The organism is Hoeflea ulvae, from assembly GCF_026619435.1.
Classification (GTDB): Bacteria; Pseudomonadota; Alphaproteobacteria; order Rhizobiales; family Rhizobiaceae; genus Hoeflea; species Hoeflea ulvae.
Genome location: NZ_JAOVZQ010000001.1, coordinates 4,608,317 through 4,634,166, shown reverse-complemented (window position 1 = coordinate 4,634,166; position 25,850 = coordinate 4,608,317). Strand labels below are relative to the sequence as shown.

Sequence of the window (25,850 nt, the reverse complement as noted above, 5' to 3'; positions counted from 1 at the left end):
GATGTCGCTCAAACACCATCTCACCGCCCCCCTGATCGGCAACAACCCGATTACCCTGCAGATCCTGGGCATCTGCTCGGCGCTGGCGGTGACTACCAACTTGTCGACGGCGCTGACCATGTCGGTGGCGCTGACCGTGGTGCTGGTGCTGTCGAACGGGATGATCAGCCTGATACGGCATCACATTCCGCCGTCGATCCGGCTGATCATCCAGATCACCATCGTCGCATCGATCGTCATCGTCATCGATCAGTTCATGCAGGCATTCATGTATGAGATGAGCAAGCGGCTGTCGATTTTTGTCGGCCTGATCGTGACCAATTGCCTGGTGCTCGGCCGGGCCGAAGCCTTCGCCATGCGCAACCCGGTGTTCCCGAGCGTGCTGGACGGGCTCGGCAACGGGCTCGGCTACAGCCTGGTGCTGCTGATTGTCGGGGCGCTGCGGGAATTTCTGGGAACCGGTTCGCTGATGGGTGTGCCGATGGTCACCACGGTGGCCGATGGTGGCTGGTTTCAGCCGCTCGGGCTGATGCAACTGGCGCCAAGCGCATTCTTCATTCTCGGCCTGCTGGTCTGGCTGGTGCGGGTGCTGCGTCCCGAACAGGTGGAACAGCCCGAATTCCGGCTGCAATCGCCGGAGGATGGCCGGTCATGATCGAACTGCTGATCAAATCCATTTTCCAGGAAAACCTGGCGCTGTCCTTCTTCCTCGGCATGTGCACCTTTCTCGCCGTGTCCAAACGGGTCGATACCGCGCTCGGTCTGGGGCTGGCGGTCATCGTGGTGCAGGCGATCACGGTTCCGGTGAATTACCTGATCTTCAATCTGCTGCTGCTCGAAGGCGCCTGGGCCTGGGCCGGATTGCCGGACGTCGATCTGACCTTCCTCAAGCTGGTCAGTTTCATCGGCGTGATTGCGGCCATGGTGCAGATCCTTGAAATGATCCTCGACCGCTTCGCGCCGCGGCTCTACCGCGCGCTCGGAATCTTCCTGCCGCTGATCACCGTCAATTGCGCCATTCTCGGCGGCAGCCTTTTCATGGTCGAGCGGCAATATGATTTCGCAGAATCCGTCACCTACGGCATCGGCAGCGGCGTCGGCTGGGCGCTGGCGATCATCACCTTTGCCGCCATCCGCGAACGGCTCAAATACAGTGACATGCCCAGGGGCGTCGAGGGGCTTGCCAGTGCCTTCATCGTCACCGGGCTGATGTCACTCGGCTTTTCCGCCTTCTCGCTGGTGACGCCATGACCGAGATTGTTCTGGGCATCGCTCTGCTGACAGTGATCGTTCTTGTGCTGGCAATCACCGTGATGGGCGCGCGCTCGATCCTGTCGCCGTCGCGGCCTGCATCCCTGACCGTCAACGGGTCGAGCCAATTCGAAACCCGCACCGGGGTCAAACTGCTGGCGGCGCTTCACGAGCACGGCATTCTGGTGCCGTCCGCTTGCGCCGGCGCAGGCACTTGCGGCCTGTGCCGGGTGAAGATCCTCAAGGGTGGCGCAGCGCCGCTGCCGACGGAAGCCGCGCGGCTGACCAAGGCCGATCTGCGCGATCAGGTTCATCTCGCCTGCCAGGTGGTGCTGCGCGGCGACATGGAAGTCGAGGTCGACACCGATCTTCTGTCGGCGGAAAGCTTCATCTGCACGGTCGAGAGTGTGCGGGCGCTGACGCCGCTGATCCGCGAGATCGTCCTGCACCAGCCCGAGGGCATGAAGGCCGATATCGAAGCAGGCTCCTTTGTTCAGGTCACCGCGCCGGCGTTCGAGCTCGGCTATGCCGATATCGAGGTTCCGCCAGAGCACGCCGATGTCTGGCAGAATTTGCTCAGGCTTCAGGTCTCATCAGCCGATCCGGTGACGCGGGCTTACTCTGTGTCGAACCGGCCGCAAGACACGGAAGCGGGCCGGATCGTGCTCAATATCCGGCTGGCTTTGCCGCCGCCGTCGGTGCCGGAGGCGATGCCGGGCGTGGTCTCGTCCTGGCTGTTTGCTCTCAAACCCGGCGATCAGGTCGACACATCCGGACCGTTCGGAAGTTTCCGGGCCCAGCCCGGCGAGGCCGAGATGGTGTTCATCGGGGGCGGGGTCGGCATGGCGCCGCTGCGGGCGATCATTTTCGACCAGCTCGAGCGGTTGGGCTCCAAACGCCGCATCAGCTATTGGTATGGCGCGCGCAACAAGGCGGATCTGCCTTACCAGAACGAGTTCGATGCGCTGGCGGCCAGGCATCCGAATTTTGACTGGACCGTGGCCCTGTCGGACCCGCGTCCCGAAGACGATTGGCAGGGCGCAACGGGATTCGTGCATATGGTGGCCTGGGAGAATTATTTGCGGGATCACCCGGCGCCGGAGACTTGCGAGTATTATCTCTGCGGTCCCCCGATGATGATCCGCGCGGTGCTGGCGATGCTCGATGATGCCGGTGTGGACCCTTCCCACATCTTCTCAGATGATTTCGGAGTCTGACCCATGAAGATGACGCGACGCAATTTTCTGGTTTCGACCGCGGGCGCTCTGGCCTGCGGGATCGGCCCGGCCATGGCCGGCACCATTGCCATTGACGGCGCGGCCTTCGGCAGCACATGGCGCGCGGGCTTGCCGGACGCAGGCAGGTCAGATGCGGTGCGCCAGTTGGTGGCTTCGGTTGTCGCCGAAATCAATCAGGCGATGTCGCCCTATCTCGCCCAGTCTGAACTGGCTGTTTTCAATCGCACCGATACGCTGGATTGGCAAAACTGTTCCGCTCCGCTTGCCACTGTCGCTGAGCATGCGCTGCAGATGTCGCAGTTTACGCAAGGCGCTTTTGATCCGACCATCGGTCCGCTGGTCAATCGTTTCGGTTTCGGACCCATCCACGGCGCACAGGCGCGTCCGGAAGATCTGTCGGTCTCTGCCGGGGCGTTGTGCAAGGCGGCGCCGGGTCTGACGCTGGATCTGTGCGGCATTGCCAAGGGCTATGCGCTGGACCGGATCATCGACGGCTTGCCCTCGGTTGGCGTGGACACAGCGCTGGTCGAGCTTGGCGGCGAGGTGCGCACGCTGGGGCGTCATCCGGAGGGAAGGCCCTGGCAGGTCGGCATCGAACGGCCCGATGCTGCGCCCGGTGTCATGGCGCATATTGTTGCACCGGGTCTGCTGGCGCTGGCGACATCCGGCACGGGCCGGCAGAATGTCAGGCTGGGGCAGGGCGGCATCAGCCACCTGATTGACCCGCGCACCAGCCGCCCGGTGGATGCAATGCCGGCGTCGGTGTCGGTGCTGGCAGAGAGCGCCATGCGCGCCGACGGCCTGGCTACAGCACTGATGGTGATGGGCATGGACCGAGGTGCGGCCTTTGCCGAGACCCATTCGATTGCGGCCCTGTTTGTGCGGCTCGATGAGGGCGGCAGCCATGAGATCATGACCGGCAGTTTTGCCGACCACGTCAGCGCATAGGAGGAACAGGTGATGGAGACATTTCTGCTCGCATTTGGACTGATGCTGCTGTCGGTGCTCGGACTGGCGCTGGGGGTGATTTTCGGACGGGCGCCGCTGAAGGGCTCCTGTGGCGGACTGGCCTGCGCCACCGGTTTGTCCTGCAGCGGCTGCCGCAAGGGCGGTAAATCATGAGTGCGCGGCCGCAGATCCGGACCTATATGAGCCGTGAACTGGTCACCTTGACGCCCGACATGGAAATCAACCGCGCCATGCACCTGCTGATCGACAATCACATTTCCGGCGCGCCGGTGCTGGATGCGGCCGGGAACCTGGTCGGCATGCTGTCGCAGAAGGACTGCCTCAAGGCAGCATTGCATGCCAGCTACTACCGGGAATGGGGCGATACGGTCGCCAAATACATGTCCGTCAATGTTCAGACGCTTGATGCGGAGCTTGATCTTGTCGAGGCGGCGGAAGCGTTTCTGGCAAGTTCGTTCCGGCGCTTTCCGGTGATGTCGGAAGGCCGCCTGGTCGGCCAGATCAGCCGCTCGGATCTGCTCAAAGCCCTGGCCGGCAACTGGCAATAATCAGCGATCAGCCGATCAGGCGGGCGACGGCGCGTGCGATGACAGCTTCCTCGTCGGCTTCAACGATATAGGCGTGCCGGGCACTGTCGGCCGTCGTCAAGCGTTCTGCGCCGGCCGCATTTGCGGTGGCATCAAGCCTGAACCCGAGCCAGTCCAGCTTCTGCATGGTCATGGAGCGGATCGGTGCCGCGTTCTCGCCGACACCGCCGGAGAAGACCAGCGCATCGACACCGCCAAGGCTCGCCGCCGCCGCGCCGATTTCCTGCACCAGCCGGTCGACATACATCTCGATGGCAAAAGCGGCATCGGGTAGGTCACTGGCCAGCAATGTGCGCATGTCGCCCGACAGGCCGGAAACGCCCGAGAGGCCGCTCTGGTGATAGAGGAGCTTGTTGACGGCGGCGATGTCGCCATCATGGTGGTCCACCAGCCAGAGCACCGCGCCGGGATCAAGCCGTCCCGGACGCTGCCCCATCATCAGTCCGTCGAGCGGGGTGTAGCCCATCGATGTCCAGGCACTCGTTCCGTCCATGAGGCCGCAGACCGAGCAGCCATTGCCGAGATGGCAGGCGATCACCCGGCTGCCGGAAACGCCCAGATCCGGCAGCCGGGCCGCGATGTGTTCATAGGAAATGCCGTGAAAGCCGTAACGGATCAGCCCCTCGCGGGCATAGCTGCGCGGCAGGGGCATCTCGCGGCGCACGGTCGGCACCCCGGCATGGAAGGCGGTGTCGAAACAGGCGATCTGGGGCGTGCCGGGCAGGGCCAGCGTGGCGGCGTCGATGCCTGCCAGATTGTGCGGCTGATGTCCGGGCGCCAGCGGCGTCAGCTCAGCAATTCCGGCGCGTGCGGAAGCGTCGACAAGGACCGGCGCGACAAAGCGTTCGCCGCCGTGAACGACCCGGTGGCCGACGCCCGAGATCACGCCGGCGCGGGGAAGAATGATGTCGCGGATCAGCTTCGGCAGGACATCGGCGTGTCCCTGATCCGACCCGCCGAATTGACGGGCCTCGCCGTCGGAAGTTTTCAGCTGTGGCGTCTGGCCGTGACCGATCGCTTCGACCAGTCCGGAAAAGCTGCGCACGAATTTTGTGTCAAACAGCGCGAACTTGATCGAGGACGAGCCGCAATTGAGCGCCAGCAGATTATGGTGCGCGGTATCGGACATTCGGGCCTCATCCTTCCTGTGCTGTCTACTGGTCTGTTGTGCCGGAATGCGGCTGATGTGCAACCCCATTTTGCCGCTGGTCTGGTGGATGTGGCGATTTTGGCATGGCTGTTTCTTTGCTGGGCCCGGCGATTGTGCACAGGGCTGCATGAGCAGTTGCCAAGGCCGGGCGCGCGTTTTATCTTTTGGTAAAAATAATATCGGGATCAGTTCATAATTTTTCCAACAGGAGCGTTAGCCATGACCAAAGTGACTTCCTCAGTTCGCCCAAATTTGCTTAGCCGGAGACAGGTGCTTGCCGGTACGGCGGCCACTGCCGCAGCCTTGCTGATGCCCGGTTTTCTCACCAGGGCCCGCGCCGAAGGACCGCTGAAAGTGGCGGCGATCTACACCGTGCCGGTCGAGCAGCAATGGGTGAGCCGCATTCACAAGGCCGCCAATGCCGCCGTTGCGCGCGGCGATATCGAATATGTGTTTTCGGAGAACACCTCCAACAACGACTATGAGCGCGTCATGCGCGAATATTCCGAGGCCGGCCATGACCTGATCATCGGCGAGGTCTTCGCGGTCGAGGACGCGGCGCGCCAGGTGGCAGCGGACTATCCCGAGACCGCCTATCTGATGGGATCGAGCTTCCTGCCCAAGGATGACGCGCCGAATTTTGCCGTGTTCGACAACTACATTCAGGATTCGTCCTACCTGTCCGGCATCATTGCCGGCGCGATGACCAAGACCAAGAATATCGGCATGGTCGGTGGTTTCCCGATTCCGGAAGTCAACCGGCTGATGCATGCCTTCATGGCCGGGGTGAAGGAAACCGCACCTGACGCGAAGTTCCAGGTGGCCTTCATCGGCTCCTGGTTCGATCCGCCCAAGGCCAAGGAAACCGCTTTCGCCCAGATTGATGGCGGCGCCGATATTTTGTACGCGGAGCGGTTTGGCGTCTCCGATGCGGCCAAGGAAAAGGGCGTGCTGGCGATCGGCAATGTGATCGACACCCAGTCTGATTATCCCGACACCGTGGTGGCTTCGGCACTTTGGCATTTCGAGCCGACGCTCGATCACGCCATCGAGATGGTCAAGGCAGGCACCTTCAAGGCTGACAATTACGGGCTCTTTTCCTACATGAAAGAAGGCGGCAATTCGCTGGCTCCGCTTGGCACGTTCGAGGGCAAGGTTCCCGAAGAGGCGATGAAGCTGGTGATGGAGCGGGAAGCCGCAATCAAGGCTGGCGATTTCGTGGTCGAGGTCAACGACGAAGAGCCCAAGTCCAACTGATGGACCCGAGCGAACGCCCGGAGGCGGAGCCTGTTCTCCGCCTTGCGGGCATCACCAAACGCTTTGGCGCGCTGATCGCCAATGACGCCATCTCGCTGTCGCTGAAGCGCGGCGAGGTGGTGGCGCTGCTTGGCGAAAACGGCGCCGGCAAGACCACGCTGATGAACATCCTGTTCGGCCATTACACCGCCGACGAGGGCAGTATCGAGGTTTTTGGCAAGGCTCTGCCTCCGGGTGATCCGAATGCCGCGCTGGCTGCTGGCATCGGCATGGTGCATCAGCATTTCACCCTTGCCGACCAGATGACGGTGCTGGAAAACATCGTGCTCGGAACACAGCCATTGTGGTCGTTCAATCTCGGCAAGGCGCGGGCGCGCGCCAGGATCCGGACGCTTGCCACCGATTATGGTCTTGAGGTCGATCCGGACCGGATGATCTCAGAGCTTTCGGTCGGCGAAAGGCAGCGGGTCGAAATCCTCAAGGCGCTCTACCGCGAGGCGCGCATTCTCATTCTGGACGAGCCGACGGCGGTGCTGACGCCGATGGAGACCGAAGCGCTGTTTGCCACGCTGAAGAAGCTGGTGGCGGCGGGGCTGTCAGTGATCTTCATCTCGCACAAGTTGGGTGAAGTTCAGTCGGTCTCCGACCGCGTGGTGGTGTTGCGTGGCGGCAAGCTTGCGGGCGAACGCAGGACCGCGGACGCGACACGGCGGGAACTGGCGGAGCTGATGGTTGGCGGGCAATTGCCGGTCAACGAGATCGGGCCTTCGATGCCCGGCGCCTGTCTTTTCGAACTCAAGGGTGTCTCCACGCCAACGCTGGGCGGAGCGGCGCTCAGGCAGGTCTCGATGCAATTGCCCGGCGGCGAGATCACCGGACTTGCCGGGATCTCCGGCAATGGCCAGGCCGCACTTGCGGCGCTGATCGCCGGCACGCTGGAGGCCCGCGACGGCGATATCATTGTGCATGGTGAGAAAGCCACTCAGTGGTCGCCGCGCGCAGCCCTTGATCGCGGACTTGGCCGCATTCCCGAGGACCGGCATGCGACCGGCATGATCGGCGACATGAGCGTGGCCGAGAACGTGATCTCGGAAGCCTATCGCAGTCCGCGGTTTTCCAAGTTCGGCTTTCTGGACTGGAAGGCGGCAGCCTCTTTCGCCAGCGACATCATCAAAGCCTATGACGTCAAATGCCCGTCACCGGAAGCGCGGGTGCGGCTGTTGTCGGGTGGCAATATGCAAAAGCTCATCTTAGGCCGGGCGCTGGATGGCGATCCTGACATCATTCTGGCCAGCCAGCCGACCCGCGGCCTGGATGTCGGGGCAGTGGCCTATGTGCATGCGCGGCTGATCGAAGCGCGTGACAGAGGTGCTGCGGTGCTGCTGATTTCCGAGGATCTCGATGAAATCCAGACGCTGTCCGACCGGATTGTCGTGATCCACCGCGGACAATTGTCCAAACCTTCCTTGCGGGGTGAACTCAGCGTCATGGAGCTTGGAGAACTGATGGCGGGGCATGGCCTGGACGAGGGGGCGCATCATGCGGCTTGAGCCGAGAGTTTCGACGTCGCTTGGCGCCACTATTTTATGGCCGGCCAGCGCGATCCTGGCGACGGTGCTGTTTTCCTCGGTGCTGGTGATGATCGCCGGCGCATCGCCGCTGACGGTGTTCTGGCTGGTGGCCAAGGGTGCGGCCGGATCGCAGTTTGCGCTCTTGGAAACCCTGACCCGCGCCACGCCGCTGATCTTCACCGGGCTGGCGGTGGCTGTCGCCTTCCGGGCGCGGCTGTGGAACATCGGGGCGGAGGCGCAGCTCTATCTCGGCGCGGTGATGACCGTGGTGCTTGGCACCGGTGCAGTGACAATTCCTTCAGCGGGGCTGATTCCGCTGATCATGGTTGCCGTCATGCTGACCGGCGCCCTGACCCTGCTCGGACCTGCCATTCTCAAGACCCGCTTCGGCGTCGACGAGGTGGTGACCACGCTGCTTTTGAATTTCATCGTGCTGCTGTTCGTGTCGATGCTGCTCGAGGGGCCACTCAAGGACCCGATGGGGCTCGGCTGGCCGCAGTCGAAACGGGTGATTGCGGAAGCGCAACTGCCGCGGCTGATCCAGGGCAAGCGGCTGCATTTCGGCTTTGTGCTGGCCATCGTTTCGGCCATCGTGGTCTGGGTGATCATCAAGAAAACCACGCTTGGCTACGAGATGCGCGCCGTTGGGCACAATGTCGAAGCGGCGCGGTTTGCCGGCATCCCGGTCAACCGGGTGATTGCCAAGACAGCGCTTCTGTCGGGCGGACTTGCGGCACTGGCAGGCTTCTCCGAAGTCGCCGGCCTCAAGGGCAATCTGACGCTCGATCTGTCACCGGGCTACGGCTACACCGGCATCGTGGTGGCGATGCTGGCGATGCTCAACCCGCTCGGGGTGATTGCCGCGGCGATCTTCGTGGCCGGGATATTCGTCGGCGCCGACGCAATGAGCCGCAGCGCCAATGTGCCCAGCTACATCGCTCAGGTCATGGTCGCGACTTCGCTGCTGACCATGGTCGCGGCGATCATGCTGATGCGCTACCGCGTGCGCTGGAGGTGAATGTGAGATATCGATTGTCAGTAGCGCACCCCCTCTGTCACCTTTGGTGACATCTCCCCCGCAAGGGGGAGATTTGGCGATTGCCAATTTACGCTCAGCCCAATGGCCACCGCTGGTGCAGGGTTTGAGCACAAGAGCGGCATGTCAGCATGCTTCCAATCTCCCCCTTGCGGGGGAGATGTCGGCATCGCCGACAGAGGGGGGTAGCCCTCCCAGGTTATGGAGGCCGGCCATGATGGAAGCTTTCGAGATCCTGTTCACCGCCAGCTTCTGGGTTGCCGCCATCCGCATCGCCTCGCCACTGATCTTTGCCACCATGGGCGAGCTGATCTGCGAGCGGGCCGGGGTGCTCAATCTCGGCATCGAAGGCATCATGGTGGCCGGCGCGTTTTCGGGCTGGTTCACCGTCTATATGGGCGGGGATCTGTGGACCGGGGTGCTGGTCGCGGCTCTGACCGGGGCGATGTTCGGGCTGTTGCACGGCTTTCTCACCGTGCCGCTGGGGCTGTCGCAGCATGTCACCGGCATCGGGATCACGCTGCTGGCCTCGAGTCTTACCTATTTCACCTACCGGATCCTGTTGCCGGAAGTCTCGTCGCCGCCGAAGATCGAGCCGTTCCAGCCTTTTGCGGTGCCGGTGCTGTCGGACATTCCGGTGCTAGGCCCCGCCTTGTTCAATCAGACGCCTCTGACCTATCTCGCCTATCTCAGCGTCGCGCTTGTCGCCTTTGTGCTGTACCGCACACCGGTCGGCGTGGCGGTGCGGGCGGTGGGTGAAAATCCGGCGGCGGTGGAGGCGCAGGGCATTTCGGTGACCGCGGTGCGCGTCGGTGCGGTGATGGCCGGTTCCGCACTGATGGCGATCGGCGGCGCGTTCCTGACCATGTCAGCGTTCAATTCATTCTTCTTCGAAATGATCAACGGCCGCGGCTGGATCGCCATCGCGCTGGTGGTGTTCGGCTCCTGGCGGCCCGGCAAGGCGCTGATCGGCGCGATCCTGTTTGCGGCCTTCGATGCCTATCAGGTGCGGCTGCAGCAGATCACCGGCGGGGTGATTCCCTATCAGATTTTCCTGATGATGCCCTATGTGCTGTCGATTGTGGCGCTGGTCGTCGTGGCCCGCCGCGCGACCTATCCCAAGGCACTGATGATTCCCTATCAGAAAGGCGAGAGATGAGTTTTGACACTTTGCTCAAGGGCGGGGTTCTGCCCGACGGCACCAGCGCCGACATCGCCATCCGAGACGGGCGCATCGCGGCCATTGCTCCGGCGATTGAGGCGGAAGCCGGCGAGATCATCGACATCTTCGGCAATCTGGTGTCGCCGCCTTTCGTCGATCCGCATTTTCACATGGATGCAACGCTGTCCTACGGACTTCCACGGATCAATGCATCAGGAACGTTGCTGGAAGGGATCGGGCTGTGGGGCGAACTCAAGCCGCTTCTGACCCATGAGGCGGTGAAGGAACGGGCGCTTACCTATTGTGACTGGGCCGCGTCAATGGGGTTGCTGGCGATCCGCACTCATGTCGATGTCTGCGACGACCGGTTGCTCGCCGTCGAGGCGCTGCTTGAGGTCAAGCAGGAGATTTCCCACTATATCGACCTGCAACTGGTGGCGTTCCCGCAGGACGGGCTCTACCGCTCGCCAACGGCGCGCGAAAATACCATCCGGGCACTGGATCTCGGGGTCGACGTGGTTGGCGGCATCCCGCATTTCGAACGCACCATGGCCGACGGCCGTGCCTCGGTCACCGAGCTCTGCGAGATCGCGGCCCAGCGCGGGCTGATGGTCGACATGCACTGCGACGAGACCGATGATCCGCTGTCGCGGCATATCGAGCAACTGGCCTATGAGACGCAACGGCTCGGGCTACAGGGCCGGGTGGCGGGATCGCATCTGACCTCGATGCATTCGATGGACAATTATTACGTCTCCAAGCTGCTGCCGCTGATTGCGGAAGCGGAGGTGGCGGCGATCCCCAATCCGCTGATCAACATCACGCTGCAGGGCCGGCACGACACCTATCCGAAGCGCCGCGGCATGACCCGGGTGCCGGAAATGCTCAAGCATGGTATCCGCGTCGGCTTCGGCCAGGACTGCGTGCTTGACCCGTGGTATTCGCTGGGCACCGCCGACATGCTCGATGTTGCCTTCATGGGCCTGCATGTGGCGCAGATGACAAGCCCGGCCGACATGCGCCGCTGCTACGAGATGGTGACCACGCAAAGTGCCGCGATCATGGGGCTCGAGGACTATGGGCTGGAGGTCGGCAAGCGCGCCGACCTGGTCGTGCTGGATGCCGGCAATCCGATCGAGGCGATCCGGCTGCGGGCGACCCGGCTGCTGGTCATCGCAAGAGGCAAGGTCATCGCCCGCCGTGAGCGCTCGCCGATGCGGCTTCATCTCCCCGGACGGGAAGGCGATATCGATCGCCGGTTCCGCGTTCCGGAATGACGGTCTGGCGCGGCGGAAGTCATTGCGGCTGACTTAACATTTGTGAAAGAGCGTGGGGCGTAAACTGCGGGGAGGAGTCTTGCGCAAAGGTACCCCACTTCATGGCCGCGGCAATGAGCCGAATGTTTCAGGCATTTCGAATTTCGCGAAAGCTGGCATTGCTTTCGGGCGGATTTCTGCTTGTGCTCGGCGTTTCGGGGACGGCGGCGCTGGTCTTCGCGCCGGCAAGCATGATGCCCGGTTACGGCGAAGAGGTGGGCGGCCATTGCAAGACCGTCTACCAGTCGCAATTCCGGCGCGGCAAGGAAAAGCGGCTGATTGCCGTGATCTCGACCGATGACCTTGAGCCGATGGCGCGGGTCAAGACCGGCGTCCGCATCGCCCGCCATCTGGCTGAAACATTGCACCCTGATCTCGTCATCGTGCAGGTTGCCGATCACCGCGGTCCGACGGCGCGATCGGCGCTTCGCGGCCAGGCGATCGGTGTCGAGATCGTGCATGCGCCAAATCCGGGCAAGACAGCGGCCGTCAGCAAACCCTGGGAAGCGCGGTATGTCGATGCGCTTCCGACCCAGACGGGACTGTATTTCGGAGATCGGGTCGACTTGCGGCTGACCGAACTCGAAACCATCAATCATGAGATCGAACTGGTCGAAGGCTGTGACGGCGACGTGGTCGATGAGGATCCCAAGACCGTTGCTGCCACAGGACATGAAGAGGCCGCCGAGCCTGCAAGTTCCGGCGGCCACTAACACACGGTAGTTTCAGCTATTCGCTGCGGGCCTTGCGGGCCGGAAACAGGATGACGTCGCGGATCGACGGCGCATTGGTCAGCAGCATGATCAGCCGGTCGACGCCGATCCCCAGGCCGCCGGCGGGCGGCATGCCCTGGTCGATGGCGTCGAGGAATTCCTCATCGAGCTGCTTTTCCATCTCGCCGCGGGCATGCGCCTGCTCCAGCTGCTCGACCATGCGCTTGCGCTGTTCTTCCGGGTCATTGAGCTCGGAAAATGCATTGCCCAGTTCCCAGGCATTGCAATAGGTCTCGAAGCGTTCAACCAGACGCGGCTCGCCCGGCACTTCCTTGGCGAATGGCGAGATATCCTTGGGGAAATGCGTCACATGCGCCGGCTGGATCAGGGTGGATTCGACCTTTTCCTCGAAGATGAAGGCCAGGCATTCGCCCCAGGTCCAGTCGTCCTCGATTTCAAAACCGGCTGCCTTGGCGGCGGCACGAGCCTCTTCGTCGGTGGTAATCGCGCGGAAATCGATGCCTGTTGCATCTTTTACCGCATCGGGCATGGCAACCCGTTTGAACGGGCCCTTGAACGACATCTCGGTGTCGCCATACATGAACTCGGTTTTGCCGTGGATCGCCAAGGCCAGCCTCTCGAACAGCCTCTCGACGAGGCCCATGATGTCCTCGTAATCGGCATAGGCCCAGTAGCATTCCAGCATGGTGAATTCGGGATTGTGCCGGGTCGACACGCCTTCATTGCGGAAGTTGCGATTGACCTCGAAGACCTTGTCGGTCAGCCCGGAGACCAGCGCCCGCTTGAGATAGAGCTCCGGTGCGATGCGCAGATACATGTCGAGCTTGAGCGTGTTGTGGTGGGTCTTGAACGGCTCGGCGGTGGCGCCGCCATAGACCGAGTGCAGCATCGGGGTCTCGATTTCCATGAAGCTCTCGTCTTCCATGAAACGGCGGATGCCGGAGACGATCTTCGAGCGCTGCTGGAAGCGAAGTTTCGAATCCTCATTGGTCATGATGTCGAGATGACGCTTGCGGTAGCGCAGCTCGATGTCTGAAAGCCCGTGCCATTTTTCGGGCATCGGCAGCAATGCCTTGGTCAGCATGGTGATCTCATGGGCATTGATGGTCAGTTCGCCGCGCTTGGTTCGCCGCACTTCCCCGGTGACGCCGATGATGTCGCCAATGTCGACCAGCGGCAGAAGCGCGCGGACATCTTCGGGTGTGGTGTCCTTGTGGCTGAAGATCTGAACCTTGCCGGAGGCGTCATGGATGTCCATGAACATGCCGGAATTGCGCGAGGAATAGACCCGGCCGGCTACGGTGACGATGTCGCCGGTCAGTGTGTCGGCTTCGATGTCAGCGTATTTTTCAGCCAGCTCGGCATTGGTCATGGTCCGGTGGAAATGCGCCGGATAGACCTCGCCGACCGTCTCACGCAGAATGGCGAGCTTCTGTGCCCGCACTTCGGTGACGTCGGATGAAAGGCCGGGTTCAGTCGTCTTGTCGGTCATTGAAATTATCCGTTGTTTGCTTTTGCCGCTTCCACACCGGCCTTGACGGCGGTTTCGGCCTGTTTGAGGCGCTGGCGGACGACGGAACGGCCCAGAATGGCCATGGAATCAAAGAGCGGCAGGGACCGCGACGAGCCGGAAACGGCAATGAACAGCGGCGCCAGCATGTTGCGCAGCTTGATTTCGCTGCGCTCGGAAATGGCGCGCAGTTCCGCCTCGATGGTTTCGGCGTTCCACTCGAAGATCTTTTCGAGATCGGGCTGAACCGTCTGCAGGGTCACCAGAACATCCTCGAGCGAGACCTTCTTGATCTTCGAGAAATCATCCGCGGTCAGGCCGAGATCGCCCTTGAGCAGAAAGCCGGTGAGGTCAGGCAGGTCGGAGAGCTTGGTGATGCGCGATTGCGCCAGCTTCATGCCTTCGCGGAAACGGCCGTTTTCCTGGGCCCAGGCCATGACGCGGGTCATGAACTCTTCTTCGGAAACGCTTTCGCGCAGCCAGCGGCCGTTGAGCCAGTCGAGCTTCTGCAGGTCGAAGATGGCACCGGCCTTGGACAGGTTCTCCGGGTCGAAGTGGGATGCCAGCTGATCCACGGTCAGAAGTTCATCGTCTTCGCCGATCTGGATGAAGAACAGGCCGAGAAAATTCATCAGCGCTTCGGGCAGATAGCCCAGTGCGGCATAATAGGAAATCGAGGTCGGATTCTTGCGCTTGGACAGTTTCGACTTGTCGGCATTGCGCATCAGCGACAGGTGCATGAACACCGGCGGCTCAAGCCCGAGATACTGATAGAGCAGGATGTGCTTGGGAACCGAGGACAACCACTCCTCGCCACGGGCCACATGGGTGATCTTCATCAGATGGTCATCAACCACATTGGCCATGTGATAGGTAGGCATGCCGTCCGCCTTGAGCAGAACCTGCATGTCGACGGCGTCCCACGGAATTTCGACCTCGCCATAGACGCCGTCCACGAATTTGCAGACGCCTTCGGCCGGGATCTTCATCCGCACCACGGAGGGCTCGCCGGCAGCCATGCGGGCGGTGACTTCCTCGGCCTTCAGTGTCAGGCAACGGCCGTCATATTTGGGCGGCTTGCCGGCTGCGCGCTGCTCGGCGCGCATTTCAGAGAGCCGCTCGGGCGTGCAGAAGCAGCGGAAACCGTGGCCTTTCTCGACGATCTGCTCGACATAGGGAAGATAGGTGTCCTTGCGCTCGCTCTGCCGGTAAGGGCCATAGGGACCGCCGACATCGGGGCCTTCCGACCAGGACAGGCCGCACCATTTCAGAGCGTCGAGGACTTTCTGTTCAAATTCCGGCGTGGAGCGCGCGGCATCGGTATCCTCGATGCGCAGAATGAACTCGCCGCCGTGCTTCTTGGCCAACAGGTAGTTGAACAGGGCGATATAGGCGGTTCCGACATGCGGTTCGCCCGTCGGAGACGGTGCAATCCGCACCCGCATTGCAGTGTTGGCCATGAGTCTTCGTCCGCTTCCAGGTCCGGTTGAATGGTGCGCGCGGCGGCTGATGCCGGCTGCGATCGTTCACCGGATACGCTGCGGCCAAGCGAGGCGCGGCGGAGACCGGCAAGCGCTGCCTTAGGCCATATTGCGCCGGTTGCGTCAAGTATGAGCAGGGATGGCGCGGTCGCGATGGGCCGCTTTGCTGCAGGGCAAACTGTGCGGGAGCGTCCACACCTTTTTGATTTACGTACCTCAAATATTGGTCTAGAAGGCCGGTCAGGAGGACGGATGCGACCAACAGTGCACGATATTGCGGCTGAAGCCGGGGTCAGTCTGGCGACCGTCGACCGAGTGCTCAATGGCCGTCCGGGCGTGCGGCGGCAGACGGTCGACAAGGTCGAGGCGGCGGTCAGCCGGCTTGGCTATGTGCGCGATGTCACGGCAGCCAATCTGGCCCGCAAGCGGGTCTATCCGCTGGTTTTCATCGTGCCGGGCGGGCCTAACAGCTTTCTGCAGAATCTCACCGCCGAGATCACCGCTGCCGCGCAACGCTCGTCGATCGAGCGCACCTCGATCCGGATCGAGACCGTGCCGCCATTTGACCCCGGAGCCATCGTCAGCGTGCTGGATGCGATCGACCCCAAAACGGTCAGCGGCGTTGGCCTGGTCGCCACCGACACCGCCGATGTGACCGGTGCGGTTGACCGGCTGGTCGAACAGGGCGTGCCGGTGGTGACGCTCGTTTCGGATCTGCCCGGGTCACAGCGTATCCATTATTGCGGCATCGACAATATCGCAGCCGGCCGAACTGCCGCCAGCCTGATCGGGCGGTTCTGCGCAGGACGGCCGGGCAATGTGCTGGTGGTGGCCGGTTCGATGAAGCTGTCCGACCATGCGGAAAGGGCGTCGGGGTTTGCCGCGGTGCTGGAAGCCGAGTTTCCGGAGCTTGGCTTGATCGGCCCGGTGGAAACCAATGATGATGCCGGGACCGTCCGGCGCAGCGTCGAGGCGGCGCTTGCGGCCGGTCCGGAGATTGTCGCCATCTACAATCTCGGCGCCGGCAATCGCGGGCTGATCGAGGCGCTGGCCGCGCACAAAGGCAAGCTGTCTGCGGTTGTCGCCCATGAGGTGACGCAGCATTCGCGCCAGGCGCTGGCCGATGGCGTCTTCGACGCCGTTCTCAATCAGGATTGCGGGCACGAGGTGCGCAGCGCCATCCGCGTGCTCAAGGCGCGGGCGGACGGGCTGGACCTGCTGACGGCGCAGGAGCGCATCCGCATCGATGTTTTTCTCAGGGACAATTTGCCATGAACCCTGAAACCACCACCCTGTCTTCAAAGGAAAGGACGTTCCGCCATGTATCTCGGACTTGATCTCGGAACATCTTCGCTCAAAGCGCTGCTGATCGATGCCGATCAGCGCATTCTCGGATCGGCCAGTGCACCGCTGAGCGTCGAACGGCCGCATCCGGGATGGTCGGAACAGGATCCCGACAGCTGGATCACGGCGACGAAGGCGGCGCTGGCGGAGCTTGCGAAAACCCATGCGGCGGAGCTTGCCAAGGTGCGCGGCATCGGCCTGTCGGGGCATATGCATGGCGCGACCACCATCGACAGGGGCGGCAAGGTGATCCGTCCCTGCATTCTGTGGAACGACACGCGCAGTTATGAAGAAGCCGCGGCACTTGATGCCGATCCGCAATTCCGCCGGCTGACCGGCAATATCGTGTTTCCGGGCTTCACCGCGCCGAAACTGAAATGGATGGCGGCGAACGAACCCGATGCCTTTGCGCGCGTCGCCAAGGTGTTATTGCCGAAGGACTATCTGCGGCTGTGGCTGAGCGGCGAGAGCATATCCGAGATGTCGGATTCGGCGGGAACGTCCTGGCTGGATGTCGGCAAGCGCGCCTGGGACGATGGCCTGCTTGCGGCCACCGGGCTTGATCGCAGCCAGATGCCGTCGCTGGTCGAAGGCACCGACCGGGCAGGGGCCCTGCGCGCCGAAGCGGCGTCTCAGCTTGGATTGCCGGCCGGTATTCCGATTGCCGGCGGGGCAGGCGACAATGCGGCCTCGGCCTGTGGCATGGGCACCGTGGCTGACGGTCAGGCCTTCGCCTCGCTGGGCACGTCCGGCGTGCTGTTTGCCGCCAACAACCGCTATCTGCCCAATCCCGACAGCGCCGTGCATGCATTCTGCCATGCGCTGCCGGGCACCTGGCACCAGATGGGGGTGATCCTGTCGGCGACGGATTCGCTCAACTGGCTGTCGGGCATTACCTCCACCGAGCCATCGGCGCTGACCGCCGAGCTTGGCGACAGTCTTGTGGCGCCCGGATCGGTTCTGTTTCTGCCCTATCTGTCCGGTGAACGCACACCGCACAATGATGCTGCCATTCGCGGTGTGTTTGCCGGTCTCGGCCATGAGTCCGACCGCGCCGCCATGACCCGGGCCGTGGTCGAGGGTGTGGCATTCGCCTTCCGCGACAGTCTCGCAGCCCTTGCCCAGGCCGGCACATCGCTGTCGCGGGTGACCGCGATTGGCGGCGGGTCGCGCTCAAGCTACTGGACCCAGGCGCTTGCCACCGTGCTGGGGATGCCGGTCGACATTCCCGAGGGCGGAGATTTCGGCGCGGCCTTCGGCGCCGCCCGGCTCGGCCTGATCGCCGCGGAAGCAGCCGATCCCTTCGCGGTCTGCACGCCACCGGCGACCGCCAGAACCATTCACCCCAATCGTGATCTCGCTGCCGGTTTCGACGATGCCTATCAGCGCTATCGCGCCCTCTATCCCGCAATCAAAGGAGCCATGTCATGAGTACTGGATTTTTCGGCGACATCACGTCCATTCCGTTTGAAGGACCGGACAGCACCAACCCGCTCGCCTTCAGGTATTACAATCCCGATGAGATGATCATGGGCAAGCGCATGGAAGACCATCTGCGCTTTGCGGTGGCCTATTGGCATTCCTTCACATGGCCCGGCGGCGATCCGTTCGGCGGTCAGACCTTCGAGCGGCCATGGTTCGGCGATTCGATGGATCAGGCGCGGCTGAAGGCCGATGTTGCCTTCGAGATGTTCGCGCTGCTCAAGAATCCCTATTTCTGCTTCCATGATCTCGATGTGCGGCCCGAGGGCGACACTTTCGCCGAGAGCCGCCGCAACCTGGAAACCATCGCCGACTATTTCGAAGGCAAGATGGCGGAGACAGGCACCAAGCTGTTGTGGGGCACCTCCAACCTGTTCTCGCACCGGCGCTTCATGTCCGGTGCGTCGACCAATCCCGACCCGGACGTGTTTGCCTATTCGGCGGCAACAGTGAAAGCCTGCATGGACGTGACCAAGCGGCTCAACGGCGAAAACTACGTTTTGTGGGGCGGCCGCGAAGGCTACGAGACGCTGCTCAACACCGACATGGGCCGCGAGCTTGACCAGATGGGCCGCTTTCTCAATCTGGTGGTCGAATACAAGCACAAGATCGGCTTCACCGGCACCATCCTGATCGAGCCGAAGCCGCAGGAGCCGACCAAGCACCAGTATGATTATGATGTCGCCACCGTTTACGGCTTCCTCAAGCGCTATGGCCTTGAAAACGAAGTTCGGGTCAATATCGAGCAGGGCCACGCCATTCTCGCCGGCCACTCGTTCGAGCATGAACTGGCGACTGCGCGGGCGCTGGGCATTTTCGGTTCGATCGACATGAACCGCAATGACTACCAGTCGGGCTGGGACACCGACCAGTTCCCAAACAATGTGCCGGAAATGGCGCTGGCCTATTACGAAGTCCTGCAGGCCGGCGGCTTCACCACCGGCGGCACCAATTTCGATGCCAAGCTGCGCCGCCAGTCGATCGATCCGGAAGACCTGCTCGCTGCCCATGTCGGCGGGATGGATTGTTGCGCCCGTGGTCTGAAAGCGGCGGCGAAGATGGTCGAGGACAAGGCGCTGTCGTCCTTCGTCGACGCGCGCTATGCCGGCTGGGACAGCGCGCAGGCCAAGGCGATGCTGGACGGATCGATGTCGCTCGACCAGATCGCCGCACGGGTGGAAGCGGAAAACATCGATCCGCAACCGAGATCCGGCAAGCAGGAATGGCTGGAAAATGTCGTCAATCGCTACGTCTGACTGATCTCACAACAGGCTGCGGCGGTTCTGTTTGAAGAGCCGCCGCAGCCCTATTTGCGTCCGGCAATTGCGCCGGGATGCACTCTGGCGTAAATCAACGGCTTCCACCCCGAGAAAGAATGCCCGAAGGAAGCCTCGCCATGCAATTTGCCCGCCTGAACGGTGTCGTCCTCCATCACCAGGTGATCGGCGCGGCGCCCGATCGCCCGACCATCGTCTTTTCCAATTCTCTCGGCACGGATTACCGCATCTGGCGCGATGTGATCGTCCGCATGGTCGGTGACTACAGCATCATCGCCTATGACAAGCGCGGACATGGTCTGTCGGAATCCGGTGACGGCCCGATCACCATGGACGATCATATCGACGACCTGATCGCGCTGATCGAGCATTTCGAAGCCAAGGATGTGATCCTGTGCGGCCTGTCTGTCGGCGGGATGATTGCGCAAGGGCTGGCCGCCAAGCGTCCGGATCTGGTCCGGGCGCTGATCCTGTGCGACACCGGCCACAAGATCGGAACGCCGGACATGTGGAATGCGCGGATTTCGGCGATCAGCGAGCAGGGCATTGCCTCGATCTCCGACGCGATCCTCGAGCGCTGGTTCACCACCGCCTATCGCAGCGCCGACAATGCCGAATTCACCGGCTACCGGATGATGCTCGAACGCACCCCGGTTGAAGGCTATGCCGGCACCTGTGCCGCCATCCGCGACACTGATTTCACCCAATCGAGTTCCGAACTGAGCCTGCCGGTCATCTGCGTGGTCGGAACCGATGACGGCTCCACACCGCCTTCGCTGGTGGGTGAACTGGCCCGCCTCATCCCCGGTGCGATGTATCAGGAGATTCCGGGATCGGCGCATCTGCCTTGCATCGAAAAGCCGGTCGAGCTGAGCGAAACCATCAAGGCTTTCATCGATCGGCTCCCGGCAGCCTGACATCTGTCTCCCCGCGGAACCAACCTCGATCGGACTTGCCATGACACGTGAATCTTCGCCGCAGGCGCTGGCCGGCCGGTTTCCCTCCGATTTTCTGTTCGGCGTGGCAACCGCGTCCTACCAGATCGAGGGCGCGGTCGAGGCCGATGGCCGCAAGCCGTCGATCTGGGATGCGTTTTCGCACATGCCAGGCCGGGTCAGGGGCGGCGATACCGGCGATGTGGCCTGCGATCACTACAACCGGCTCGAGGCCGATCTCGATCTGATGGCGGAGCTGGGTGCAAAAGCCTATCGCTTTTCGCTCGCCTGGCCGCGGCTGCTGCCCGATGGCGCCGGGGCAATCAACGAGCCGGGCTTTGCCTTTTATGACCGGCTGCTTGACGGCCTCAAGTCCCGTAACATCAAGGCTTTTGCAACGCTGTATCACTGGGACTTGCCGCTGGCGCTGATGGGCCGCGGCGGCTGGACCGACCGCGATACCGCCGAGGCTTTTGCGGATTATGCCGGACTCGTCACCCAGCGTCTGGGCGACCGGCTGGACACGATCACCACCTTCAACGAGCCGTGGTGCTCGGTCTATCTGGGGCATCTGATGGGCGTTCACGCCCCCGGAGAGCGCTCGATGGAAGCGGCGATGGCGGCGCTGCATGTCACCAATCTGGCGCATGGCCTTGGCGTGCAGGCGATCCGGGCCGAACGGGCCGAGATGCCGGTCGGCATCGTGCTCAATGCGATGAGCATAATGGCCGCAAGCGACAGCGATGCTGACAACAAGGCTGCCGAGCGGGCCAATGATTTCCACAATGGGGTGTTTTTCGGCCCGCTGTTTGAAGGCGCTTATCCGCAATCGGTGCTTGATGGCTGCCCTGACCTGGCGCTCCACATCAGGGACGGTGATCTCGAGACGATCCGCCAGCCGCTCGATTTCTGGGGCCTGAACTACTACACGCCGATGCGGGTTCGCGATGACGCGGCTTCAGAGTTTCCGCATGTGGCCATTGCGCCGGCGGTGAGGCCCGAGAAAACCGACATCGGTTGGGAAGTCGAGCCGCAGGGTCTCTCCCATATCGTCAGCCAACTCTATGGCCGCTACACGCTGCCGGAGTTCTACATCACCGAGAACGGCGCTGCCGATAACACCGGGGTGGAAAACGGCGCGGTCAGCGACACGATGCGGCTCGACTATATTTCGACCCATCTTTCGGTCGTTGCCGACCTGGTTGCCGACAATTATCCGCTGCAAGGCTATTTCGCCTGGAGCCTGGTGGACAATTTCGAATGGGCAGAGGGCTATTCAATGCGCTTTGGCCTGGTTCATGTCAACTATGAGACGCAACTGCGCACCATCAAGCAGTCGGGTTACTGGTACCGGGATCTGATCGCCGCGCACTGCGGCAAATAAGAGACTGAATTCCGGCGGGCGGCCAGGGAACCACGACCGCGGCAGCACGTTATCCGGCAGATATTCAGCCGGAGCCGTCGCCATGGATCAGACCGTCATTCCCTTCGAATGGGCGCGCATGCTGCTCGGCGAGGCTCCACCCTCCTTTCTGTTCGAAATCCTGTTCCGCACCGTCGTCATCTATATCTACACGTTCAGCCTGATCCGCTGGATCGGCGGGCGAAGCATTTCGCAATTGTCGCTGGTCGAGTTCCTGCTGGTGATCGCGCTCGGGTCGGCTGTGGGCGACTCGCTGTTTTACCCGGATGTGCCGTTGCTGCACGCGATGCTGGTCATCACCATCATCGTGCTGATCAACAAGGGGCTCGATTTCCTGATCCTGCGTTCCGACAGTGCGCAGAAGGCGATAGACGGCAAGCCTGACTGGATCGTGCAGGACGGGCGGCTCAACACCGATCAGTCGTCGGACCGGGGCATGGGCAAGGCCGAGGTGCTGGCGATGCTCAGGCTCGAGGGCATCCGCAATCTCGGTGAGGTCGAAAACGCATTTCTCGAAGCCAGCGGCAGCCTCAGCGTGTTCCGCGCCAGCCTGCCGATTGCCGGGATGCCGATCGTGCCGCCGCACGAGATATGTCCGCTGCCGCGTGTCGATCCGGCGTCGCTGAACGGGAATTCCGGCAGCCTGTGCTGCATGGATTGCGCCTTGCTGCGCAGCGGCAGCGAATTGTCGTGCCGGAACTGTGACGGCGAGGACTGGACGCCTGCGACAATCGCGGATGCCAAATCCTCCTGATCCTCACCTGCTCAGCGCACCACGAAACCATGGGCGAAGGGGTCTTCCTCGTCGTCAATGGTGATGGTGTTGAGACCGGTCTCCACCGCCCATCCGGCAACTGAGGGGATGATGGCGGGCTTGCCGGCAACCTGGACGGCGGCCTCGACCCGGCCGTGGAAGAGGGAGCCGATGATGCTTTCATGGACGAAATCGTCACCGGGTCCGAGCTTGCCCTTCGCCGCCCATTGCGCCATCCGCGCCGATGTGCCGGTGCCGCAGGGCGAGCGGTCAATGGCCTTGTCGCCATAGAACACGGCGTTGCGGGCATGGGCTTCAGGCCGGGTTGGCGCACCAGTCCAGAGAATGTGGCTCAGTCCGCGGATGTCGGGATGTTCGGGATGGATGAACTCATTCTCGTCATTGATGCGCTGCCGCAGTGCCGGGCTCATGCGGACCAGATCGCCGGCGGAGAAATCGGCGATGTCGGAGAAATTCTCCTGGGCATCGACGATGGCATAGAAATTGCCGCCATAGGCCACGTCGACGGTGATTTCGCCCAGTCCCTCGCAATAGGTCCTGATGCCGCTGGAATGCAAAAAGGCAGGCACATTGGTCAGCCGCACTTCGGTGACCTTGCGGCCCTTCATCTGATAGCGTGCGACAATGCGGCCGGCTGGCGTGTCGATTGCCAGCCGGCCGGGGTCGCGCGGGCTGACCAGCCCGTTCTCGATCGCCATGGTCACGGTGCCGATGGTGCCGTGGCCGCACATCGGCAGGCAGCCCGAGGTCTCGATGAACAGGAAGGCGATGTCGCAATCCTCACGCGTCGACGGATAGAGAATGGCGCCCGACATCATGTCATGGCCGCGCGGCTCGAACATCAGCCCGGTGCGGATCCAGTCATAGTCTTTGAGAAAATGCGCCCGGCGTTCGAGCATCGTCGCACCATTCAACTGCGGGCCACCGCCGGTGACGACACGCACCGGATTGCCGCAGGTATGGCCATCAATGCAGAAGAAACGGTTGCGCGCCATGGCGTGATCTCCGGAAAGGCGTGTCAGAAACGGTCGGGCCGGCAGCCGGCAATGTCAATGGACGGGGGCTTGCCGCCGACAAGATCGGTGATCAGCCGCCCCATGGCTGCAGACTGGGTCAAGCCGAGATGGCCATTGCCGAAGGCGAGCAGCACGGATGGATCTTCGGGCAGCGCACCGATCACCGGCAGGCTGTCGGGCAGCGACGGCCTGTATCCCATCCATTCAACGCCACCGGTGGTCTTCAGTCCCGGCAGAAAACCGGCAGCCTTGTCGAGCATGGCCTTGCAGCGGGCATAATTGGGCGGCAGGTCGAGCCCCCCGAGTTCGACGGCGCCGCCAACCCGCACCCCGGTCTCAAGCGGCGTCATGACGAAACCATGATTGCCGAAGATCAGCTGGCGCTTGAGATCGAAGGCGCCCGGCGGCAGCGTGGTGTTGTAGCCGCGCTCGGTGTCGAGCGGAATGCGCAGCCGGGTCACCTTGTTGATCAGCCGTGTCGACCAGGATCCGGCGCAGATGACAATCCGGTCCGCCGCGTGCGTGGTTCCATCGGCCAGCCGGACGGAAGGGCCGGTTTCGGAGAGCTCCAGCCCCGATACTTCTGCCTTTTCGAAAACGGCGCCGCAGCGTTCGGCATGGGCCCAGAGCGCCTGCGCAAAGCGCTGCGGTTCCGAGACGGTCTTCCAGCCGGGCACGAAAGTGCCGGCGACAAAGCGTGGCGACAGACCGGGTTGAAGTTCGGCCAGCCGGGCGCCGCGGACATGCTCGAATGCAATGCCTGCCAGTTCCCGACGCTGCCAGCCAACGGAATGGGATCTGACTTCGGCTTCGCTTTCGTAAAGTTCCAGCGAACCGTCATGGCGCACACGGTGGGTCATGCCGGCGCGGTCAACCAGCGCCATCATCTCGGTTTCGGCCAGCCACATCAGCGCCGATTGCATCTCAATCGAGGCCTGCTGGCGGGCGGGCTGGCTGGCCTTCCAGAACTGCCACAACCAGGGCGCCAGCCGCGGCAGATAAGACGGCCGGATCGACAGCGGGCCCAGCGGATCAAGCAGCCATTTCGGCGCCTTGAGCAGGATCTTGGGTGATGCCAGCGGCATGATGTCGGAAAACGCGAGAGCCGCCGCATTGCCCTTGCTGGTTTCCTCGGCAATGCCGGAGCGGTCGATCACGGTGACCGCATAGCCCTGTTCGCAGAGCAGGGCGGCTGTGGCTATGCCGACAATCCCGGCTCCGACTATGATGATCCGGTTGGCTGGCCGTGTCATTCCCCGTCTCCGCCGGCCGCGGCCCTTTGCCGTTCGGCCAGCATCTGCCGCTGACGCATCCGGAAGCGTTCGCGGTCGTCCTCGGTGCAGCTGTCATAGCATTGCGGGCAGGAGACGCCGTCCTCGTAGAGCGGCGAGGCTTGCGCCTCCGGCGTGATCGGGTTGCGGCAGGCGCGGCAGAGAATTTCGTCGCTCTCGCGCAGGCCGTGGGTGACGGCGACGCGTTCATCGAAGACAAAGCAGGAGCCCTGCCACAGGCTGTCTTCTTCGGGCACCTGCTCGAGATATTTCAGGATGCCGCCCTTGAGATGGTAGACATTCTCATAGCCCTTGGCGCGCATGAAGGCGGTGGCCTTTTCGCAGCGGATGCCGCCGGTGCAAAACATCGCGACCGGCTTGCTCTTGTCTTCCATACCGGCGTTTTCCACCCAGCCCGGGAACTCCCGGAAGGTGTGGGTCTCGGGATTGATCGCGCCTTTGAAGGTGCCGATGCCGACTTCGTAATCATTGCGGGTGTCGATCACGATCGTGTCGGGATCGGAGATCAGCGCGTTCCAGTCCTTCGGGTCGACATAGGTGCCGACGTCCTCGAGCGGGTCGATGTCGGGAACGCCCATGGTGACAATCTCGTTCTTCAGGCGCACCTTCATGCGCCGGAACGGCATCCTGTGGGCGCTGCTTTCCTTGTGCTCCAGCGTCTCGAGACCCGGAATCTGGCGCAGATGCGCCAGCACGGCATCAATGGCTGCGCGCGAGCCTGCGATGGTGCCGTTGATGCCCTCGCGCGCCAGCAGCAGAGTGCCTCGCACATCCAGGTTGCGGCACAGCTCCGCCAGAGGTGGTTGCAACTGTTCGTGGCCGGAAAGCCGGGCGAAATGATAAAGTGCGGCAACAACGACCGGCTGGTTGGGGGCAGGGGAAATCTGAGCTGTCTTCATGCTGCCGGAATAGCGTGTCCGCGCGTTTCAGGCAATCGGTCTGTGCGCCGCTCACGGGCCGCCATGTGCCGCGCTCACGCAGGTGGATCCAGATGATGCCGGCCCGGCCCGGAGGCTGTGATCATGGCAGATTTTGCGGATCTGT

General features: G+C 62.6%; 24 protein-coding genes. 18 read left to right on the top strand and 6 right to left on the bottom strand.

Going from position 1 to position 25,850, the window contains the following annotated elements:
* The first annotated feature begins 1 nt into the window (after position 1).
* Genes OEG82_RS22025 through OEG82_RS22000 form a run of 6 tightly spaced genes read left to right on the top strand, consistent with a single transcriptional unit; the run spans position 2 to position 4,006 of the window.
* The gene (locus OEG82_RS22025) at positions 2-655 is read left to right on the top strand and encodes an NADH:ubiquinone reductase (Na(+)-transporting) subunit D (RefSeq protein ID WP_267614484.1); all 654 of its coding nucleotides are present in this window, start codon (positions 2-4) and stop codon (positions 653-655) included.
* Positions 652-1,251, top strand: coding sequence for an NADH:ubiquinone reductase (Na(+)-transporting) subunit E (nqrE, locus tag OEG82_RS22020; RefSeq protein WP_267614482.1), 600 nt, complete (start codon positions 652-654; stop codon positions 1,249-1,251). The genes OEG82_RS22025 and nqrE overlap by 4 nt, the downstream gene beginning before the upstream one ends.
* Positions 1,248-2,468: an NADH:ubiquinone reductase (Na(+)-transporting) subunit F gene (gene nqrF, locus OEG82_RS22015; RefSeq protein ID WP_267614481.1), complete on the top strand. Its 1,221-nt coding sequence runs from the start codon at positions 1,248-1,250 to the stop codon at positions 2,466-2,468. Before nqrE ends, nqrF begins: the two co-directional genes overlap by 4 nt.
* Positions 2,469-2,471: 3 nt before the next feature.
* Positions 2,472-3,437: an FAD:protein FMN transferase gene (locus OEG82_RS22010; protein WP_267614480.1), complete on the top strand. Its 966-nt coding sequence runs from the start codon at positions 2,472-2,474 to the stop codon at positions 3,435-3,437.
* A 9-nt stretch (positions 3,438-3,446) separates the two neighbouring features.
* The gene (locus OEG82_RS22005; protein WP_267615060.1) at positions 3,447-3,611 is read left to right on the top strand and encodes a hypothetical protein; all 165 of its coding nucleotides are present in this window, start codon (positions 3,447-3,449) and stop codon (positions 3,609-3,611) included.
* On the top strand, positions 3,608-4,006 hold the full coding sequence (locus tag OEG82_RS22000; protein WP_267614479.1) for a CBS domain-containing protein: 399 nt from the start codon (positions 3,608-3,610) through the stop codon (positions 4,004-4,006). The genes OEG82_RS22005 and OEG82_RS22000 overlap by 4 nt, the downstream gene beginning before the upstream one ends.
* Positions 4,007-4,013: 7 nt before the next feature.
* Here OEG82_RS22000 and OEG82_RS21995 read toward each other — a convergent pair whose 3' ends face one another.
* Positions 4,014-5,174, bottom strand: coding sequence for an acetate/propionate family kinase (locus OEG82_RS21995; protein ID WP_267614478.1), 1,161 nt, complete (start codon positions 5,172-5,174; stop codon positions 4,014-4,016).
* 240 nt (positions 5,175-5,414) lie between these two features.
* On the opposite strand from OEG82_RS21995, the gene OEG82_RS21990 reads away from it, so the two are divergent.
* The 6 genes from OEG82_RS21990 (at position 5,415) to OEG82_RS21965 (ending at position 12,250) form a co-directional block, all read left to right on the top strand.
* Positions 5,415-6,452 (top strand): BMP family protein, encoded by a 1,038-nt coding sequence (locus tag OEG82_RS21990; protein WP_267614477.1) that lies wholly within the window; start codon positions 5,415-5,417, stop codon positions 6,450-6,452.
* Positions 6,452-8,002 (top strand): ABC transporter ATP-binding protein, encoded by a 1,551-nt coding sequence (locus tag OEG82_RS21985; protein WP_267614476.1) that lies wholly within the window; start codon positions 6,452-6,454, stop codon positions 8,000-8,002. The genes OEG82_RS21990 and OEG82_RS21985 overlap by 1 nt, the downstream gene beginning before the upstream one ends.
* The gene (locus tag OEG82_RS21980) at positions 7,992-9,041 is read left to right on the top strand and encodes an ABC transporter permease (protein ID WP_267615044.1); all 1,050 of its coding nucleotides are present in this window, start codon (positions 7,992-7,994) and stop codon (positions 9,039-9,041) included. The genes OEG82_RS21985 and OEG82_RS21980 overlap by 11 nt, the downstream gene beginning before the upstream one ends.
* Positions 9,042-9,276: 235 nt before the next feature.
* Positions 9,277-10,218: an ABC transporter permease gene (locus OEG82_RS21975; RefSeq protein WP_267615043.1), complete on the top strand. Its 942-nt coding sequence runs from the start codon at positions 9,277-9,279 to the stop codon at positions 10,216-10,218.
* Positions 10,215-11,498: an amidohydrolase family protein gene (locus tag OEG82_RS21970; RefSeq protein WP_267614475.1), complete on the top strand. Its 1,284-nt coding sequence runs from the start codon at positions 10,215-10,217 to the stop codon at positions 11,496-11,498. The genes OEG82_RS21975 and OEG82_RS21970 overlap by 4 nt, the downstream gene beginning before the upstream one ends.
* A 113-nt stretch (positions 11,499-11,611) precedes the next feature.
* The gene (locus tag OEG82_RS21965) at positions 11,612-12,250 is read left to right on the top strand and encodes a hypothetical protein (protein WP_267614474.1); all 639 of its coding nucleotides are present in this window, start codon (positions 11,612-11,614) and stop codon (positions 12,248-12,250) included.
* A 16-nt stretch (positions 12,251-12,266) separates the two neighbouring features.
* On the opposite strand, the gene lysS is transcribed toward OEG82_RS21965, so the two are convergent.
* Positions 12,267-13,763, bottom strand: coding sequence for a lysine--tRNA ligase (gene lysS, locus OEG82_RS21960; protein ID WP_267614473.1), 1,497 nt, complete (start codon positions 13,761-13,763; stop codon positions 12,267-12,269).
* A gap of 5 nt (positions 13,764-13,768) precedes the next feature.
* Positions 13,769-15,241 (bottom strand): glutamate--tRNA ligase, encoded by a 1,473-nt coding sequence (gene gltX, locus OEG82_RS21955; RefSeq protein WP_267614472.1) that lies wholly within the window; start codon positions 15,239-15,241, stop codon positions 13,769-13,771.
* 273 nt (positions 15,242-15,514) lie between these two features.
* On the opposite strand from gltX, the gene OEG82_RS21950 reads away from it, so the two are divergent.
* From OEG82_RS21950 to OEG82_RS21925, 6 genes are all read left to right on the top strand, one after another.
* Complete coding sequence (locus tag OEG82_RS21950; RefSeq protein ID WP_267614471.1) at positions 15,515-16,537, top strand: LacI family DNA-binding transcriptional regulator; 1,023 nt, start codon at positions 15,515-15,517, stop codon at positions 16,535-16,537.
* A gap of 45 nt (positions 16,538-16,582) precedes the next feature.
* Entirely contained in the window at positions 16,583-18,037 is a 1,455-nt protein-coding gene (gene xylB, locus OEG82_RS21945) for a xylulokinase (RefSeq protein WP_267614470.1), read from the top strand.
* The gene (xylA, locus tag OEG82_RS21940) at positions 18,034-19,344 is read left to right on the top strand and encodes a xylose isomerase (RefSeq protein ID WP_267614469.1); all 1,311 of its coding nucleotides are present in this window, start codon (positions 18,034-18,036) and stop codon (positions 19,342-19,344) included. The genes xylB and xylA overlap by 4 nt, the downstream gene beginning before the upstream one ends.
* Before the next feature lie 140 nt (positions 19,345-19,484).
* Positions 19,485-20,282, top strand: a complete 798-nt coding sequence (pcaD, locus tag OEG82_RS21935; protein ID WP_267614468.1) for a 3-oxoadipate enol-lactonase — start codon at positions 19,485-19,487, stop codon at positions 20,280-20,282.
* 40 nt (positions 20,283-20,322) lie between these two features.
* Positions 20,323-21,684 (top strand): GH1 family beta-glucosidase, encoded by a 1,362-nt coding sequence (locus OEG82_RS21930; protein WP_267614467.1) that lies wholly within the window; start codon positions 20,323-20,325, stop codon positions 21,682-21,684.
* Positions 21,685-21,766: 82 nt separating this feature from the next.
* Positions 21,767-22,477, top strand: a complete 711-nt coding sequence (locus OEG82_RS21925; protein ID WP_267614466.1) for a DUF421 domain-containing protein — start codon at positions 21,767-21,769, stop codon at positions 22,475-22,477.
* An 11-nt stretch (positions 22,478-22,488) separates the two neighbouring features.
* On the opposite strand, the gene OEG82_RS21920 is transcribed toward OEG82_RS21925, so the two are convergent.
* The 3 genes from OEG82_RS21920 to trhO are packed head-to-tail and all read right to left on the bottom strand — an operon-like array spanning position 22,489 to position 25,705.
* Positions 22,489-23,493 carry a 4-hydroxyproline epimerase gene (locus OEG82_RS21920; RefSeq protein ID WP_267614465.1) on the bottom strand — a complete coding sequence of 335 codons (1,005 nt, stop codon included), beginning with the start codon at positions 23,491-23,493 and terminating at the stop codon, positions 22,489-22,491.
* A gap of 23 nt (positions 23,494-23,516) precedes the next feature.
* Positions 23,517-24,767: an NAD(P)/FAD-dependent oxidoreductase gene (locus OEG82_RS21915; protein WP_267614464.1), complete on the bottom strand. Its 1,251-nt coding sequence runs from the start codon at positions 24,765-24,767 to the stop codon at positions 23,517-23,519.
* Positions 24,764-25,705, bottom strand: coding sequence for an oxygen-dependent tRNA uridine(34) hydroxylase TrhO (gene trhO, locus OEG82_RS21910; protein WP_267614463.1), 942 nt, complete (start codon positions 25,703-25,705; stop codon positions 24,764-24,766). The genes OEG82_RS21915 and trhO overlap by 4 nt, the downstream gene beginning before the upstream one ends.
* Positions 25,706-25,850 lie beyond the last annotated feature (145 nt).